The organism is Pseudomonas sp. M1 (assembly GCF_022760135.1).
GTDB classification, from domain to species: domain Bacteria; phylum Pseudomonadota; class Gammaproteobacteria; order Pseudomonadales; family Pseudomonadaceae; genus Pseudomonas; species Pseudomonas citronellolis.
In genome coordinates, this window is the sequence record NZ_CP094343.1 from 1,077,920 (window position 1) to 1,093,573 (window position 15,654).

Annotated in this window: 17 protein-coding genes; 6 read left to right on the top strand and 11 right to left on the bottom strand. The window is 67.7% G+C overall.

The genetic code is table 11. From position 1 onward, the window contains the following. Nucleotides 1–26 precede the first annotated feature (26 nt). Together PM1_RS04840 and PM1_RS04845 are read right to left on the bottom strand one after the other, a co-directional pair. Complete coding sequence (locus PM1_RS04840; protein ID WP_009615979.1) at nucleotides 27–1,541, bottom strand: C13 family peptidase; 1,515 nt, start codon at nucleotides 1,539–1,541, stop codon at nucleotides 27–29. An 89-nt stretch (nucleotides 1,542–1,630) separates the two neighbouring features. Then, nucleotides 1,631–2,086 (bottom strand): MaoC family dehydratase, encoded by a 456-nt coding sequence (locus tag PM1_RS04845; protein WP_009615980.1) that lies wholly within the window; start codon nucleotides 2,084–2,086, stop codon nucleotides 1,631–1,633. A 152-nt stretch (nucleotides 2,087–2,238) separates the two neighbouring features. On the opposite strand from PM1_RS04845, the gene PM1_RS04850 reads away from it, so the two are divergent. Genes PM1_RS04850 through PM1_RS04860 form a run of 3 tightly spaced genes read left to right on the top strand, consistent with a single transcriptional unit; the run spans nucleotide 2,239 to nucleotide 3,919 of the window. Continuing rightward, nucleotides 2,239–2,607: a CidA/LrgA family protein gene (locus PM1_RS04850; protein ID WP_009615981.1), complete on the top strand. Its 369-nt coding sequence runs from the start codon at nucleotides 2,239–2,241 to the stop codon at nucleotides 2,605–2,607. Continuing rightward, nucleotides 2,600–3,313 (top strand): LrgB family protein, encoded by a 714-nt coding sequence (locus PM1_RS04855; RefSeq protein WP_009615982.1) that lies wholly within the window; start codon nucleotides 2,600–2,602, stop codon nucleotides 3,311–3,313. Before PM1_RS04850 ends, PM1_RS04855 begins: the two co-directional genes overlap by 8 nt. Nucleotides 3,314–3,328: 15 nt before the next feature. Then, entirely contained in the window at nucleotides 3,329–3,919 is a 591-nt protein-coding gene (locus PM1_RS04860; protein WP_009615983.1) for an LON peptidase substrate-binding domain-containing protein, read from the top strand. A 241-nt stretch (nucleotides 3,920–4,160) separates the two neighbouring features. Here PM1_RS04860 and prpD read toward each other — a convergent pair whose 3' ends face one another. The 6 genes from prpD to PM1_RS04890 form a co-directional block, all read right to left on the bottom strand. After that, a complete protein-coding gene (gene prpD / locus PM1_RS04865; protein ID WP_009615984.1) occupies nucleotides 4,161–5,645 on the bottom strand; it encodes a 2-methylcitrate dehydratase in 1,485 nt (494 codons plus the stop codon). Between the two features lie 326 nt (nucleotides 5,646–5,971). Beyond that, complete coding sequence (gene prpF, locus PM1_RS04870) at nucleotides 5,972–7,159, bottom strand: 2-methylaconitate cis-trans isomerase PrpF (RefSeq protein ID WP_009615985.1); 1,188 nt, start codon at nucleotides 7,157–7,159, stop codon at nucleotides 5,972–5,974. 133 nt (nucleotides 7,160–7,292) lie between these two features. Beyond that, on the bottom strand, nucleotides 7,293–9,902 hold the full coding sequence (gene acnD / locus PM1_RS04875; RefSeq protein WP_024128459.1) for a Fe/S-dependent 2-methylisocitrate dehydratase AcnD: 2,610 nt from the start codon (nucleotides 9,900–9,902) through the stop codon (nucleotides 7,293–7,295). Between the two features lie 18 nt (nucleotides 9,903–9,920). After that, nucleotides 9,921–11,078, bottom strand: a complete 1,158-nt coding sequence (gene prpC, locus PM1_RS04880) for a bifunctional 2-methylcitrate synthase/citrate synthase (RefSeq protein ID WP_009615987.1) — start codon at nucleotides 11,076–11,078, stop codon at nucleotides 9,921–9,923. A gap of 120 nt (nucleotides 11,079–11,198) precedes the next feature. After that, nucleotides 11,199–12,083, bottom strand: a complete 885-nt coding sequence (prpB, locus tag PM1_RS04885; RefSeq protein ID WP_009615988.1) for a methylisocitrate lyase — start codon at nucleotides 12,081–12,083, stop codon at nucleotides 11,199–11,201. Further along, entirely contained in the window at nucleotides 12,080–12,802 is a 723-nt protein-coding gene (locus PM1_RS04890; RefSeq protein ID WP_009615989.1) for a GntR family transcriptional regulator, read from the bottom strand. Before PM1_RS04890 ends, prpB begins: the two co-directional genes overlap by 4 nt. Before the next feature lie 195 nt (nucleotides 12,803–12,997). Here PM1_RS04890 and PM1_RS04895 point away from each other — a divergent pair, with 195 nt between their 5' ends. Then, complete coding sequence (locus PM1_RS04895; RefSeq protein ID WP_009615990.1) at nucleotides 12,998–13,609, top strand: class I SAM-dependent methyltransferase; 612 nt, start codon at nucleotides 12,998–13,000, stop codon at nucleotides 13,607–13,609. 7 nt (nucleotides 13,610–13,616) lie between these two features. Here the strand turns inward: PM1_RS04895 and PM1_RS04900 are convergent, their stop codons facing one another. The 3 genes from PM1_RS04900 to PM1_RS04910 form a co-directional block, all read right to left on the bottom strand. Further along, a complete protein-coding gene (locus PM1_RS04900; RefSeq protein ID WP_009615991.1) occupies nucleotides 13,617–13,856 on the bottom strand; it encodes a hypothetical protein in 240 nt (79 codons plus the stop codon). Between the two features lie 175 nt (nucleotides 13,857–14,031). Beyond that, nucleotides 14,032–14,262 carry a hypothetical protein gene (locus PM1_RS04905; protein WP_009615992.1) on the bottom strand — a complete coding sequence of 77 codons (231 nt, stop codon included), beginning with the start codon at nucleotides 14,260–14,262 and terminating at the stop codon, nucleotides 14,032–14,034. 111 nt (nucleotides 14,263–14,373) lie between these two features. Continuing rightward, nucleotides 14,374–14,826 (bottom strand): hypothetical protein, encoded by a 453-nt coding sequence (locus tag PM1_RS04910; RefSeq protein ID WP_009615993.1) that lies wholly within the window; start codon nucleotides 14,824–14,826, stop codon nucleotides 14,374–14,376. Nucleotides 14,827–14,952: 126 nt separating this feature from the next. Here PM1_RS04910 and PM1_RS04915 point away from each other — a divergent pair, with 126 nt between their 5' ends. Further along, on the top strand, nucleotides 14,953–15,249 hold the full coding sequence (locus PM1_RS04915) for a type II toxin-antitoxin system MqsR family toxin (RefSeq protein WP_009615994.1): 297 nt from the start codon (nucleotides 14,953–14,955) through the stop codon (nucleotides 15,247–15,249). A gap of 2 nt (nucleotides 15,250–15,251) precedes the next feature. Further along, nucleotides 15,252–15,653 carry a type II toxin-antitoxin system MqsA family antitoxin gene (locus PM1_RS04920; protein ID WP_009615995.1) on the top strand — a complete coding sequence of 134 codons (402 nt, stop codon included), beginning with the start codon at nucleotides 15,252–15,254 and terminating at the stop codon, nucleotides 15,651–15,653. Nucleotide 15,654: the final 1 nt, after the last annotated feature.

The following is a 15,654-nucleotide window of genomic DNA, read 5'->3' on the forward strand; positions in this document are numbered from 1 at the left end:
ACACAGTTACAAGCGTAGTTGCCGGGCTATCGTTTTTCCTGCACGTGCCCCGCATCGGCGCTCAGGGCCCGGCTGGCCTGGCCCGCACGCAAGGTGTTCCAGCGCTGCAGCACGGCCGCTGGCGCCCACAGCTGCGGCTCGGAAGCGTCGAAGCCGTCCGCCGCCTCGCGCCGGGCGACCTCGCTGCTGGCCAGCTGGAAGGCCTGCTGCAGGTCGTCGGTGGCGTTCAGGGCGTTGGCGAACAGGGCCTGGCCGAAGTAGGTGAAGTCGGCTTCCTCGGAACAGCCGAAGGACACCCGGTCGCTGCGCGCCGCGGTCATGATCAGAGTCCTGTCGTCCTTCAGAGGTTCGATGAAGCCGCCGCTGTAGCAGGCCGAGATCACCAGCACCTTGTAGCGCTCCTTCAGCGGCGCGAGGAGTTCGGCCAGGTCGGCGGCGGGCAGGTTGTCCAGGCGGATGCCGGGCATGTCGAGGATCAGTTGGTGGTCGTGGCTGCCGTGGCTGGTCAGGTAGATGAACACCAGGTCCTCCGGGCCGCTGCTGCGCGCCAGGGCGCGGATCGCCCGCGCCAGGCTCTCGCGGGTGGCCATGGGGCGGTCGTCGGCATGGTTGCGGTTGTTCACCAGGGTGACCACGCCGCGCGCGCCGAAGCGCTGGCCGAGCAGGCGGGCGACGTAGTCGGCCTCGCGCAGGAACACACTCTGCTTGCCGTCGCCGCCCACGCTCAGGGCGTACAGCTCCACCTGCGGCGTGGAAGGCGGCAGCGCGGCCAGGGCGCGGTCGAGCAGGCGGCCCTGTTCCAGCAGGCCTACCTCCACCGGGTTGGGCAGGCGCCGGCCCTGTTCGTCGCGGCGCAGCAGGCCGTTGCTCCAGGTGCCGGCCTGCAGGCGCCCGTCGGCGCCGCGCAGGCTGCCCTTGCCGGCGAACTTGCCGTCGGCGAACTGGCCACGGTAGACCTGGCCGTCGGCCTGGGTCAGCACGCCTTCGCCGGCGAAGCGCCAGTCCTTGAAGCCGCCTTCGTAGCGGCTGCCGTCGCGGCCTTCGTACTTGCCCTGGCCGTTCAGCGCGCCCTGGCTGAACTGGCCGCTCCACACGTCGCCGTCGGCGTTGACGAAGCGCCCCTGGCCGCTGAATTCGGTGTTCTCGAAGCCGCCCTCGTAGCGGTCGCCGTCGGCGTCGCTGAAGCTGCCCTTGCCGCGCAGCTGGCCGTTCTCGAAGGTGCCTGCATACTCGTTGCCCTGGCCGTCGTCCAGTTGGCCCTGGCCGTGGTAGAGGCCGGCGCGGAAGCCGCCCTGGTAGTGGCTGCCGTCGGCGCCGTGCCATTCGCCCGGGCCGTCGAACAGGCCCTTGGCGAAGCGGCCCTGGTACCAGGCGCCGTTGCCGTGCTCCAGGCGCCCCTCGCCGTGCAGGCGGCCATCGACGAGGGCGCCGTGGTAGCGCGCGCCGTCGGGCAGCACCAGGTCGGCCGAGGGCTGGGCGGGGCCCTGGTCGCAGGCCGCCAGGGCCAGGATCAGGGCGAGGAGGGGAAGGTGCAGGCGCATGCGGCAGGTCGGTCACGGCGGTTTTGCACCAGTGTGACGCAAAAAAGCCCGCGGGCGCGGGCTTTTTTGCAGGGGGCCGGGCGCCGGCGTCAGACGAAGGCCAGGCTCAGCGATTCGGCGATGTAGGCCGGCTTGGGCAGGCCTTCGATCTCCAGGGTGCAGCGCGCCTTGATCAGCCACTGGCCGGGGTTCTTCTCGCTGACGTCGAGGATGGTCACCTGCAGGCGCACCCGCGAATCCACCGGCACCGGCTGGATGAAGCGCACGCTGTCGAGGCCGTAGTTGACCACCATCTTCGGGTTCTCCGGGAGCACCAGCAGGCCTTCGCAGAGCTTGGGAATCAGCGACAGGGAGAGGAAACCGTGGGCGATGGTGCCGCCGAACGGGGTCTTCTTCGCCTTCTCCGGGTCCACGTGGATGAACTGGTGGTCCTCGGTGCACTCGGCGAACTGGTTGATGCGGTTCTGGTCGATGGTGAGCCATTCGGAATGGCCCAGGTCCTTGCCAATGTAGTCCTTGAGGGTGCTGACGGGAACGAACGGCATGTTTTCCTCCGCGAACGCGTGTTGTTGTTTTTTGCGTGCGATGCAGCATGGCACAGGTCGATGACGGCTGCGCACCTATGCTTGAAGCGAATGCCATGCCATAGGCCGGGCGTACTTGGGCATAATGTCGGGCTTTTTCACAGGAGGTTGCCATGCTGCTCCGCGGCCTGACCTGGCTGGTGCTGTTCCAACTGCTGGGCACCGGTCTGAATGTTCTCATCCTGCCGATGATCCCCGGCCCGATCATTGGGCTGGTGCTGCTGCTGGCGTTCCTGCTGGCGCGCGGGGAAGTGGGCGAGCCGATCACGCTCGCGGCCTCCTCGCTGCTGCGCTACCTGCCGCTGCTGCTGGTGCCGCCGGCGGTGGGGGTGATGGTCTACGGCCGCCAGCTGCTGGCGGACTTCTGGCCGCTGGCCGGGGCCCTGGCGCTGTCGCTGCTGGGCTCCTTCCTGTTCGCCGGCTGGCTGATGCAGAAGCTGATCGACCGCCAGCGCGGCCGCAAGGAGGCCCGCGATGCTTGACTGGCAAGGCGCCTGGCAGGCGGTCACCCATCACCCGCTGTTCTGCATCGGCATCACCCTGGCGACCTACCAACTGGCCCTGGCAGCGTACGAGCGCACGCGCTGGGTGTTCCTGCAGCCGGTGCTGGTGTCCATGGCCATGGTGATCCTGGTGCTGCTGGGCACCGGCATCGACTACCAGGCCTACAGCGCCGGGGTCAGCGTGCTGACCGTGCTGCTCGGCCCGGCCACCGTGGCCCTGGCGGTGCCGCTGTTCCTCAACCTCAAGCGCATCCGCCAGCTGTTCTGGCCGACCCTGGTCACCCTGCTGGTGGCCGGCGTGCTGGCCACCGTGGCCGGCATTGGCCTGGGTTGGCTGTTCGGCCTGCGCGGCGAGCTGCTGATGAGCCTGGCGCCGAAGTCGGTGACCTCGCCCATCGCCATGCTGGTGGCCAGCCAGATCGGCGGCGTGGCGGCGCTGGCGGCGGTGTTCGTGCTGATCACCGGGGTGCTCGGCGCCATCCTCGGCCCGGAGCTGCTGCGCCGCATCGGCGTGCGCCACCCGGCCGCCCAGGGCATGGCGCTGGGCATGACCGCCCACGCCGTGGGCACCTCCCGCGCCCTGCAGGAGGGCGAGGAATGCGGCGCCTTCGCCGCCCTGGCGATGAGCCTGATGGGCGTGGGCACCGCAGTGCTGCTACCGTTGGCGGTAGCGTTGATCGCCTGAAGCAGGAAGATTCACATGAAGTTGCCGCTCTTCCCCCTCAACACCGTGCTGTTCCCCGGTTGCCGCCTGGACCTGCAGATCTTCGAGGCGCGCTACCTGGACATGATCGGCCGCTGCATGAAGCAGGGCAGCGGCTTCGGCGTGGTGTCCATCGTCGAAGGCCGCGAAGTGGGCGAGGCGCCGCAGGCGTTCAGCCAGGTCGGCTGCGAGGCGCTGATCCGCGACTGGCAGCAGTTGCCCAACGGCCTGCTGGGCATCCGCGTCGAGGGCGGCCGGCGTTTCCGCGTGCTGGATACGCAGGTGCAGCCGGACCAACTGCTGGAAGCCGACGTGGCCTGGCTGGAGGAACAGCCCGACCAGCCGCTGACCGAGGAACACGACGACCTGGCCGCGCTGCTCGGCGCGCTGTCGCTGCACCCGATGGTCGCCACCCTGGAGATGGGCGGCGAGGTCCACGGCCAGCAGGAGCTGGCCTGCCAACTGGCCTACCTGCTGCCCTTCGAGCCGGAGCAGAAGCAGGTGCTGCTGGAGATGGACGACCCCACGGTGCGCCTGGCGCGCATCCAGGTGCTGCTGGAGCAGTTGCAGGGGGATCTGTTGGCCTGAGCGTTGTGGCCGCCCTGTAGCGGATCTCATCCGCGAATCGCGCCGTTGGTTCCGGCTATCGCGGACAAGGTCCGCTCCTACGGGGAGAGAATGCCATGCCTCACGGCAACCTGTAGGAGCGGGCCCTGCCCGCGATTCGCGCGCAGGGCGCGCTCCTACAAGGGAATGGCGTAGCGCAGCGATACCCATCGCCATGACCGCATGGGTTTCGCCAGGGCTCAACCCATCCTGCAAAAGCGCTTCAGATCACCAGCAAATCCATGAAGCGGTGCACCGGCGTGGCTTCCAGCTGCGCGGGGTCGTCGCACAGCGCGGTTATCTGCGCGCAGCGCTGCGGGGCGAAGCGGGTGGCCAGGGCGTTGCGGAACTTCGCCTCCAGCAGCGGGATGCCCTCGGCGCGGCGGCGGCGATGGCCCACCGGGTATTCCACCTCGATCTTCGGCGTGCTGCTGCCGTCGCTGAAGAACACCTGCACGGCGTTGGCGATGCTGCGCTTGCCCGGCTCCAGGTATTCGCGGCTGTAGCGCGGGTCCTCCACCACTTCCATCTTGTCGCGCAGGCGGTCGATCAGCGGGTGCGCGGCGTGGAAGGCGTCTTCGTAGTGCTCGGCTTCCAGGGTGCCGTAGATCAGCGGCACGGCGACCATGTACTGGATGCAGTGGTCGCGGTCGGCGGCGTTGGCCAGGGGGCCGGTCTTGGAGATGATGCGGATCGCCGATTCCTGGGTGTCGATGACGATGCGGGTGATCTCGCTGATGCGGTTGCGCACCAGCGGGTGCAGCTGCACCGCGGCTTCCACGGCGGTCTGCGCGTGGAACTCGGCGGGGAAGCTGATCTTGAACAGCACGTTCTCCATCACGTAGCTGGCGAAGGGCTGCGGCAGGCGGAAGCGGCGCTGGTCGTCGGGTTTGAGCGCCAGGTCCTTGTTGGTGTGGCTGAACAGCACGTCGTAGAAGCCCCACTGCGGCGCGGTCAGCACGCCGGGGATGCCCATCTCGCCGCGCCGGGCGATGTCCGCCAGGCGCAGGCCGCGGCTGCTGGCGTCGCCGGCGGCCCAGGACTTGCGCGAGCCGGCGTTGGGCGCGTGGCGGTAGGTGCGCAGCGCCTGGCCGTCGACGCAGGCGTGGGAGAGAGCGGAGAGCAGCTGCTCGCGGTCGGCGCCGAGCAGCCGTGCGCTCACGGCCGTGGAGGCGAGCTTGACCAGGAACACGTGGTCCAGGCCGACGCGGTTGAAGGCGTTCTCCAGGGCGAACACGCCCTGGATCTCGTGGGCCAGGACCATGGATTCCAGCACGTCGCCCATGCTCAGCGGCGGCTCGCCGTTGGCCTGGGCGCGCTGCGCCAGGTGGTCGGCGAGGCCGAGGATGGCGCCGAGGTTATCCGACGGATGGCCCCATTCGGCGGCCAGCCAGGTGTCGTTGTAGTCCAGCCAGCGCACCAGCGCGCCAATGTCCCAGGCGGCCTTGACCGGATCGAGGCAGAAACGCGTGCCCGGCACCCGCGAGCCGTGGGGCACCACGGTGCCTTCCACCTGCGGGCCGAGCAGCTTGGTGCATTCGGGGAAGCGCAGGGCCAGCAGGGCGCAGGCCAGGCTGTCCATCAGGCACAGCCGCGCGGTGTCGCGTGCCTCGGCGGAGTCGACGCGGTAGGTCAGGACGTAGTCGGCGATCTGCTGCAGGACGCCGTCGTAGTCGGGGCGGGTGTTCGGATCGGCGTTGGTGCTCATGGCGTGCTCCTGCGCGGTAATCCGGGAGAGTCTAGACGCTGGGGGCGCAAAGCTTTCGCGAACGATGGCGATGGGTATCGCTTCGCTCGACCCATCCTACGGCGAGCAGCTGCCGAGGTGCTCGCCTGCAACGTAGGAACTGTCTTGCGCCGAGGTGCTCTTCGTAGGATGGGTTGAGCTTGCGAAACCCATGCGGTTGCGCTGATGGGTATCGCTTCGCTCAACGCCATCCTACGAAAAGCCGTGCTTCCTGGAACCGTAGGATTCATCCGCGATTGCGCCGGCCAGGGCCATCGCGGACGGAATCCGCTCCTACGCGGCGGCGCTCAGAAGGCGTCGCCCGGCACCCGCACCCAGCCTTCCATGAGGATGCGCGCGCTGCGGCTCATGATGGCCTTGGTCACCGTCCATTCGCCGTCCACCTGCTTCGCCTCGGCGCCCACGCGCAGGGTACCGGAGGGGTGGCCGAAGCGCACGGCGCTGCGTTCGCCGCCACCGGCCGCGAGGTTGACCAGGGTGCCCGGCACGGCCGCGGCGGTGCCGATGGCCACGGCGGCGGTGCCCATCATGGCGTGGTGCAGCTTGCCCATGGACAGCGCGCGCACCAGCAGGTCGACGTCCCCGGCCTGCACCTGCTTGCCGCTGGAGGTGCGGTAGTCCTTGGGCGGCGAGACGAAGGCGATCTTCGGCGTGTGCTGGCGGGTGGCCGCTTCTTCGGGAGTCTTGATCAGGCCCATGCGCAGGGCGCCGGCGATGCGGATCTTTTCGAAGCGCGCCAGTTGCTCGGGGTCGGAGTTGATGTCTTCGCGCAGTTCGGTGCCCTTGTAGCCGATGTCCTCGGCATTGACGAACACGGTGGGGATGCCGGCGCTGATCATGGTCGCCTTGAAGGTGCCGACGCCGGGCACTTCCAGGTCGTCCACCAGGTTGCCGGTGGGGAACATCGAGCCGCCTTCCTCGCCGTCGTCGGACGGGTCGAGGAACTCCAGCACGATCTCGGCGGCCGGGAAGGTCACCCCGTCCAGTTCGAAGTCGCCGGTTTCCTGGACCTGGCCGTTGGTCACCGGCACGTGGGCGATGATGGTCTTGTTGATGTTGGCCTGCCAGATGCGCACCACGCAGGTGCCGTTGTCCGGGATGCGCTCGGGGTCGACCAGGCCGGCGTGGATGGCGAAGGCGCCGGCGGCGGTGGAGAGGTTGCCGCAGTTGCCGCTCCAGTCGACGAAGGCCTTGTCGATGGAAATCTGCCCGTAGAGGTAGTCGACGTCGTGGCCGGGCTGGCTGCTTTTCGACAGGATCACGCACTTGCTGGTGCTGGAGGTGGCGCCGCCCATGCCGTCGATGTGCGCGCTGTACGGATCGGGGCTGCCGATCACGCGCATGAACAGCTTGTCGCGCGCCGCGCCCGGCACCTGGCAGCGCTCGGGCAGGTCCTGCAGGCGGAAGAACACGCCCTTGCTGGTGCCGCCGCGGATGTAGGTGGCAGAAATCTTGATCTGGGGTTGCTGAGCCATGATTTCGTCCTGGCTGAGGGGATGAAAAACCGAAAAAGGCGCTGGAGGCTGAACGAGGGAGCGGCTTCTCGTTCAGCTTTCAGCCTCCAGCCTCCAGCCTCCAGCCTCCAGCGCTTTTCTCGAACCTGCGGTCTTAGGCCACTGCCCCCTTGAGGAAGTCCTTGGCGAAGCGCTGCAGCACGCCGCCGGCCTTGTACACGCTGACGTCGGCGGCGGTGTCGAGGCGGCAGGTCACCGGCACGCGAACCACTTCACCGTTGCGGCGGTTGACCACCAGGGTCAGGTCGCAGCGCGGCGACAGTTCGCCTTCGATGTCGTAGGTCTCGGTGCCGTCCAGGCCCAGGGTCAGGCGCGTGGTGCCCGGCTTGAACTCCACCGGCAGCACGCCCATGCCCACCAGGTTGGTGCGGTGGATGCGCTCGAAGCCCTCGGCCACGATCACTTCCACGCCGGCCAGGCGCACGCCCTTGGCTGCCCAGTCGCGGGACGAGCCCTGGCCGTAGTCGGCGCCGGCGACGATGATCAGGTTCTGCTTGCGGTTCATGTAGGTCTCGATGGCTTCCCACATGCGCATCACCTTGCCTTCCGGCTCAACGCGGGCCAGCGAACCCTTCTTCACCTGGCCGTCGACCACGGCCATCTCGTTGACCAGCTGCGGGTTGGCGAAGGTGGCTCGCTGTGCGGTGAGGTGGTCGCCGCGGTGGGTGGCGTAGGAGTTGAAGTCCTCCTCCGGCAGGCCCATTTTCGCCAGGTATTCGCCGGCCGCGGAGCTGGCGAGGATGGCGTTGGACGGCGACAGGTGGTCGGTGGTGATGTTGTCCGGCAGGATCGCCAGCGGGCGCATGCCCTTGAGCGTGCGTTCGCCGGCCAGCGCGCCTTCCCAGTAGGGCGGGCGGCGGATGTAGGTGGACATCGGGCGCCAGTCGTACAGCGGGCTGTCGGCTTCCTTCACGCTGCCCAGGTCGAACATCGGGATGTACACCTGGCGGAACTGCTCCGGCTTCACGCTGGCCGCGACAATGGCGTCGATCTCTTCGTCGGACGGCCACAGGTCTTTCAGGGTGATCGGGTTGCCGTTGGCGTCGGTGCCCAGCGGGTCCTGCTCGATGTCGAAGCGCACGGTGCCGGCGATGGCGTAGGCCACCACCAGCGGCGGCGAGGCGAGGAAGGCCTGCTTGGCGTAGGGGTGGATGCGCCCGTCGAAGTTGCGGTTGCCCGAGAGCACGGCGGTGGCGTACAGGTCGCGGTCGATGATCTCCTGCTGGATCTTCGGCTCCAGCGCCCCGGACATGCCGTTGCACGTGGTGCAGGCGTAGGCGACGATGCCGAAGCCGAGCTTTTCCAGCTCGGTCAGCAGGCCGGCTTCTTCCAGGTACAGCCTGGCGACTTTCGAACCCGGCGCGAAGGAGGTCTTCACCCAGGGCTTGCGCACCAGGCCCAGCGCGTTGGCCTTCTTCGCCAGCAGGCCGGCGGCCACCACGTTGCGCGGGTTGGAGGTGTTGGTGCAACTGGTGATGGCGGCGATGATCACCGCGCCATCAGGCATCAGGCCGTGGGCTTCTTCGTCGCGGCCGGACTCCAGCTTGGCCTCGTCGGCGATGCCGCGCTCGGCCAGCGCCGAGGTCGGCAGGCGGCGGTGCGGGTTGGACGGGCCGGCCATGTTGCGCACCACGCTGCCCAGGTCGAAGCTGAGCACGCGCTCGTACTCGGCGCTCTTCAAGGCATCGCCCCACAGGCCGAGGGTCTTGGCGTAGTTCTCCACCAGCGCCACCTGCTCGGGCTCGCGGCCGGTGAGCTTGAGGTAGTCGATGGTCTGCTGGTCGATGTAGAACATCGAGGCGGTGGCGCCGTATTCCGGGCACATGTTGGAGATGGTCGCGCGGTCGCCGACGGAGAGGCTGTCGGCACCTTCGCCGAAGAACTCGACGTAGGCGCCCACCACGCGCTCCTTGCGCAGGAACTCGGTCAGGGCCAGGACGATGTCGGTGGCGGTGATGCCGGGCTGGCGCTTGCCGGTCAGCTCGACGCCGACGATGTCGGGCAGGCGCATCATCGACGGGTGGCCGAGCATCACGGTCTCGGCTTCCAGGCCTCCGACGCCGATGGCGATCACGCCCAGGGCGTCCACGTGCGGGGTGTGCGAGTCGGTGCCGACGCAGGTGTCGGGGAAGGCCACGCCGCCGCGCGCCTGGATCACCGGGCTCATCTTCTCCAGGTTGATCTGGTGCATGATGCCGTTGCCGGCGGGGATCACGTCGACGTTCTTGAACGCGGTCTTGGTCCACTCGATGAAGTGGAAGCGATCCTCGTTGCGGCGGTCCTCGATGGCGCGGTTCTTCTCGAAGGCCTCGGGGTCGAAGCCCGGGGCTTCCACGGCCAGGGAGTGGTCGACGATCAGCTGCGTCGGCACCACCGGGTTGACCTTGGACGGGTCGCCGCCCTGGTCGGCGATGGCATCGCGCAGGCCGGCCAGGTCGACCAGCGCGGTCTGCCCGAGGATGTCGTGGCAGACCACGCGCGCCGGGTACCAGGGGAAGTCGAGGTCGCGCTTGCGGTAGATCAGCTGCTCCAGGGCCGCGGTGAGCTGCTCCGGCTCGCAGCGGCGTACCAACTGCTCGGCCAGCACGCGCGAGGTGTACGGGAGTTTGTCCCAGGCACCAGCCTGGATCTCTTCGACGGCCGCACGGGCGTCGAAGTAGTCCAGCTGTGTGCCGGGCAGGCTTTTACGGTATTGGCTGTTCATGATGTTATTCATCGTTATTCAGGGGCGGTCCTTGAGCGGCACGAACTTCAGGTCTTCGGGACCTACGTAGTTGGCGCTCGGGCGGATGATCTTGCCGTCGATGCGCTGCTCGATGACGTGGGCGGACCAGCCGGCGGTGCGGGCGATCACGAACAGCGGGGTGAACATGGCGGTGGGCACGCCCATCATGTGGTAGCTGACGGCGCTGAACCAGTCGAGGTTGGGGAACATCTTCTTGATTTCCCACATCACGCTTTCCAGGCGCTCGGCGATGTCGTACATCTTGCTGTTGCCCTGCTCTTCGGAGAGCTGGCGGGCGACTTCCTTGATCACCTTGTTGCGCGGGTCGGACACGGTGTAGACCGGGTGGCCGAAGCCGATCACCACTTCCTTCTTCTCGACGCGGGCGCGGATGTCGGCTTCGGCCTCGTCCGGGTTGTCGTAGCGCTTCTGGATCTCGAAGGCCACTTCGTTGGCGCCGCCGTGTTTCGGGCCGCGCAGCGCGCCGATGGCGCCGGCGATGCAGGAGTACATGTCCGAGCCGGTGCCGGCGATCACCCGGGAGGTGAAGGTGGAGGCGTTGAACTCGTGCTCGGCGTACAGGTTCAGCGAGGTGTGCATGGCGCGCACCCAGGACTCGCGCGGCTTCTCGCCGTGCAGCAGGTGCAGGAAGTGGCCGCCGATGGAGTCGTCGTCGGTTTCCACGTCGATGCGCTTGCCGTTGTGGCTGAAGTGGTACCAGTACAGCAGCGCCGAGCCCAGGGAAGCCATCAGCTTGTCGGCGATGTCGCGGGCGCCGGGGTGGTTGTGGTCGTCCTTCTCCGGCGACAGGCAGCCGAGCACGGACACGGCGGTGCGCATCACGTCCATCGGGTGGGCCGACGGCGGCAGGGTTTCCAGGGCGGCCTTGACGCCCGCCGGCAGGCCGCGCAGGGCCTTCAGCTTGGCCTTGTAGGCGGCCAGTTCGGCGACGTTGGGCAGCTTGCCGTGGACCAGCAGGTGGGCGATTTCCTCGAATTCGCAGCGGTTGGCGAAGTCGAGCACGTCATAGCCGCGGTAGTGCAGGTCGTTGCCGGTGCGGCCGACGGTGCACAGGGCGGTGTTGCCGGCGGCGGTGCCGGAGAGGGCCACGGATTTCTTCGGCTTGAAGGCAGTGGTGGTTTCAGTCGTGCTCATCGGTGTTTCCTCATCTCTATTGTTCTGGGCTTCAAGAGCCGAGTAAGAGCGCTGGAGGCTGGAGGCTGAACGAAGAGCGAGTCGTCCAGCCTCCAGCGCTTTTTCGGCCTTTATCGGCTTTTATTTTTTGCTGGCGAAGAGCGCGTCGAGCTTCTGCTCGAAGGCGTGGTAGCCGATGCGGTCGTACAGCTCGGCACGAGTCTGCATCAGCTCGATGACGTTCTGCTGGTGGCCTTCCTGGCGGATCGCGGTGTACACGGCTTCGGCGGCCTTGTTGGCGGCGCGGAAGGCCGACAGCGGGTAAAGCTGGATGGCCACGCCGACCGAGGCCAGCTCGTCGCGGGTGAACAGCGGGGTGGCGCCGAACTCGGTGATGTTGGCCAGCACCGGCACGTTCAGCGCGTCGACGAAGCGCTTGTAGGTCGGCAGGTCGTAGGCGGCTTCGGCGAAGATGCCGTCGGCGCCGGCTTCCACGTAGCGCAGGCAGCGCTCGATGGCGGCGTCCACGCCCTCGGCCTGGATGGCGTCGGTGCGGGCGATGAGGAAGAAGTTCGGGTCGGTCTTGGCGTCGGCGGCGGCCTTCACGCGGTCGGCCATTTCCTCGGTGGAGACGATTTCCTTGCCCGGACGGTGGCCGCAGCGCTTGGCGCCGACCTGGTCCTCGATGTGCGCGGCGGCGGCGCCGGCCTTGATCAGGCTCTTGACCGTGCGCTCGATGTTGAAGGCGCTGGGGCCGAAGCCGGTGTCGATGTCCACCAGCAGCGGCAGGTCGCAGACGTCGGTGATGCGGCGCACGTCGGTGAGCACGTCGTCCAGGGTGTTTATCCCCAAGTCCGGCAGGCCCAGGGAGCCGGCGGCGACGCCGCCGCCGGAGAGGTAGATGGCCTTGAAGCCGGCGCGCTTGGCGAGCAGGGCGTGGTTGGCGTTGATCGCACCGATCACCTGCAGCGGTTTCTCTTCGGCAAGGGCGGTACGGAAACGCTGGCCGGGGGAAAGCAGACTCATGACTCACCTCGTTCGTTGGCTGTCTTGGCTTGGGCGTCCAGGTAGTGACGCTCGATGTTGCGCTTGGAAGCGCCGATGTGACGGCGCATCAGCAGTTCGGCCAGTTCGCCGTCACGGTCGGCGATGGCATCGAGAATGCGGTGGTGCTCGGCGAAGGCCTGGCGCGGCCGGTTCGGCACGGCGGAGAACTGCAGGCGGTACATGCGCACCAGCTGGTACAGCTCGCCGCAAAGCATCTGGCTCAGGGTGCGGTTGCCGCTGCCCTGGATGATCCGGTAGTGGAAGTCGAAGTCGCCTTCCTGCTGGTAGTAGCCGCGCCCGGCCTGGAAGGCCTCGTCGCGCTCGTGGGTGTCGAGCACCCGGCGCAGCTCGTCGATCTCGGCCTGGCTCATGCGCTCGGCGGCCAGGCGGCAGGCCATGCCTTCCAGGGACTCGCGGATTTCGTACAGCTCGATCAGCTCGGCATGGCTCAGCGACACCACCCGCGCGCCGACGTGGGGCACGCGCACCAGCAGCTTCTGGCCCTCCAGGCGGTGGATCGCCTCGCGCAGCGGGCCGCGGCTGATGCCGTAGGTGCGCGCCAGCTCCGGCTCGGAGATCTTGCTGCCGGGGGCGATCTCGCCCTTGACGATGGCCGACTGGATCTTGCGGAACACGTGTTCCGAAAGCGTCTCGCCGTCGCCTTCGACGTCGTTGGGCAGGAGCAGGGATTCGTTCATGGTGTCGACAATCCACATCAGGTGCGGCGAAAACTAACCCCCCTCGTTCGTGTGGTCAAGGGGATTGTCGACAATCGTCTAATGGGTCGACGAGTTATGCACAAAGGTTCCCAGGAATCCGGCGGATGGCGGAAAAGCCCGCGCGGCGCGGCCCGGGCTGCGCTAGGCTGGGCGAAACCGCCACCGGAGACGAGCATGGGTGTCTACGACCGCTACCTGCTGCCACGGCTGATCGACTGCGCCTGCGGGATGGGCGAGGTGATGAAGCAGCGTTCGAAGCTGGTGCCGCGGGCCCATGGCCGGGTGCTGGAGATCGGCATCGGCACCGGGTTGAACCTGGGTTTCTACGACGCGGGGAAAGTGTCGACAATCGTCGGCGTCGACCCGGCGGCGCAGATGCAGAGCCTGGCGCGCAAGCGCGCGGCGGGGATCGGCATCCCGGTGGAAATGGTGGCGCTGGAGCTGGGGCAGATTCGCGCCGACGCCGGCAGCTTCGACTCCATCGTCTGCACCTTCACCCTGTGCAGCATTCCGGACGTGCTGGCGGCGCTGCGGGAGATGCGCCGGGTGCTCAAGCCGGGCGGCGAGTTCCTCTTCTGCGAGCACGGCCTGGCGCCGGATGCCGGTGTGCGCGCCTGGCAGCACCGCCTGACGCCGATCTGGAAGCCGCTGGCCGGCGGCTGCCACCTGGACCGCGACATCCCGGCGCTGATCGAGGCCGGCGGTTTCCAGGTGCGCGAACTGAGCCGCGAGTACCTGCCGGGGCCCAGGCCGATGACCTATGTCTACAAGGGGATGGCCGACTGAGGCCGCTTCAGGCCGGCACCGGGCCCAGGGCCATCACCCGCAGGATATGCACGCTGCGGATGAACAGGTCGGCCACCGGGCCGCGGCGGTCGGCGCGGCAGTCGTCCAGGCGCACCAGGCTTGGCGCGCAGCCGGCCAGCAGGTCGAAGTAGTCGCGCAGTTGCATGCGTCCGCGCAGGCGATGCGGGCGCTGGGCGTTGTCCAGGGTTTCCAGTTCGACCCAGAGGGTGTCTTGATCCGGTTGCATGGTGGGCTCTCGCACGGCGCTGCTGCCGAAGGCTGCGTAGGAAGTTACCGAAGTACCTTTCGTATTCCCTTGGGACTGACGCCGTGGCGCCCGGTTCCCCGGGCGCCAATGAATCGTGGCGATATTCAGCTTCGGTTCAGCCAGGCCCGCGCCCAGGCAGGTTTCGGCGCGGCGCCTAGGCGGCTGCGTCGCTGTCGTCGGTGCGGACCACCCAGCGGATGTTCACCCCGCGGATGAACAGGTCGCTCTGGCCATGCAGGTCCGTCAGGCGGACCAGGGCGGGCGTGTCGCCCAGCAGCAGGTCGTGGTAGTCGTTCAGGCTGATGCGCCCGCGCAGGATGCGCGGGGCGTGGTTGGGCAGGTGGGTTTCGAGTTCCACCGGCAGGCTGTCGTGATCGTGGGGCATGGCGGGCGCCGCTGGGTGCAATGAGCCCGCAACTGTAGGTTCGGCCCGGCGCCCGGCCTAGTGGAGATTCACCGCTGCTTCTGTAGGAAAAAGCCTGGGTTGCGTGTCGGCTCAGAGACCTTCGTCGTCGCGCACCAGTACGCAATGGCAGCCGTCTTCCTCTTCGTGCCAGTCGTGCAGGAAGTACATCTGCACCTTGTCCGGGCTCGGCATCACGGCGACGAAATCGCCGATCTCCGGGACGAAGAAGGCCTTGCTGCCGGGCTCGGCCTCGCACTCCACCAGGGCGTTGAAGAAGGCCGCCGGGTCGGCATCCTCGAAGAACGCCTCGCGCTCGGCGGCGTCCCAGTCGGCGGGCGCCTCGAAGGGGCCGAGAATGAGCACCCTGGCGTCGCCCAGGTCCAGCTCCTCGGCGTCCGGGTCGTTGTCGTCGGGGCGGTAGAAGCAGGCATCCACCGCCTTCGCATCGGCCAGAATGGCCTGGCGCGCGGCCAGGCGCCGCTGCGGGTCGACGCCGGCGTCGGCGCAGAGCTGGTTCCAGAAGGCTTCGGATTTGGCGGACATGGGGCGGCTCCGGCGACGCGGCGATGGGAAAGGCGGCTAGTGTCCCGGAGCTTGCGTGGGAGTGCAATGCGGCAGGCTGGAATTAACCAAGTTGCCAAATAGCCGGGGTTTGTCTAGCCTTGCTCGATGGAGAAATCGACACCCCATTGCCGTCTCGATCGAGTCAAGTCGCTGCTTGCCCAGGGCAGGGTTCGCGCGACCTATTCCGCGCTCTCCGGCGGCGCGGCGCTGGGGTTGGACTTCGCCGGCATGCTGGCGGTCATCGAGGCCCTGGCGCCCCGCGATTTCTACAAGAGCATGACGACTCACGCCGATCATCGGGTCTGGCAGGACGTCTACCGACCTTCGACCGCCGTGGGGCGGATCTATCTGAAGTTGACCGTCATAGACGATGTGCTTGTCGTGTCCTTCAAGGAGCTATGAGCATGAAATGTCCCCTCTGCGGTGGAGCCGAACTACTCCACGAGACCCGCGACCTTCCCTATGCCTACAAGGGAGAGAGCACCCTGATAACAGGTGTGCGCGGTGAGTTCTGCCCGGCCTGTGGCGAGGCGGTGCTGGACGCCGACGAGTCGGCGCGAGTGAATGCCCGGATGCTGGCCTTCAACAAGCGGGTGAACGCTTCGATGGTCGATCCGGGATTCATCGCCGCGGTACGCAAGAAGCTGGCGCTGGACCAGCGCGAGGCCGCGGAGATCTTCGGTGGCGGCGTGAACGCGTTCTCCCGCTACGAGAATGGCAAGACGCGCCCGCCGTTGGCGCTGGTCAAGCTGCTCAAGGTGCTCGACCGCCATCCCGAATTGCTGGAAGAGGTGCGCGCGGGGTAAG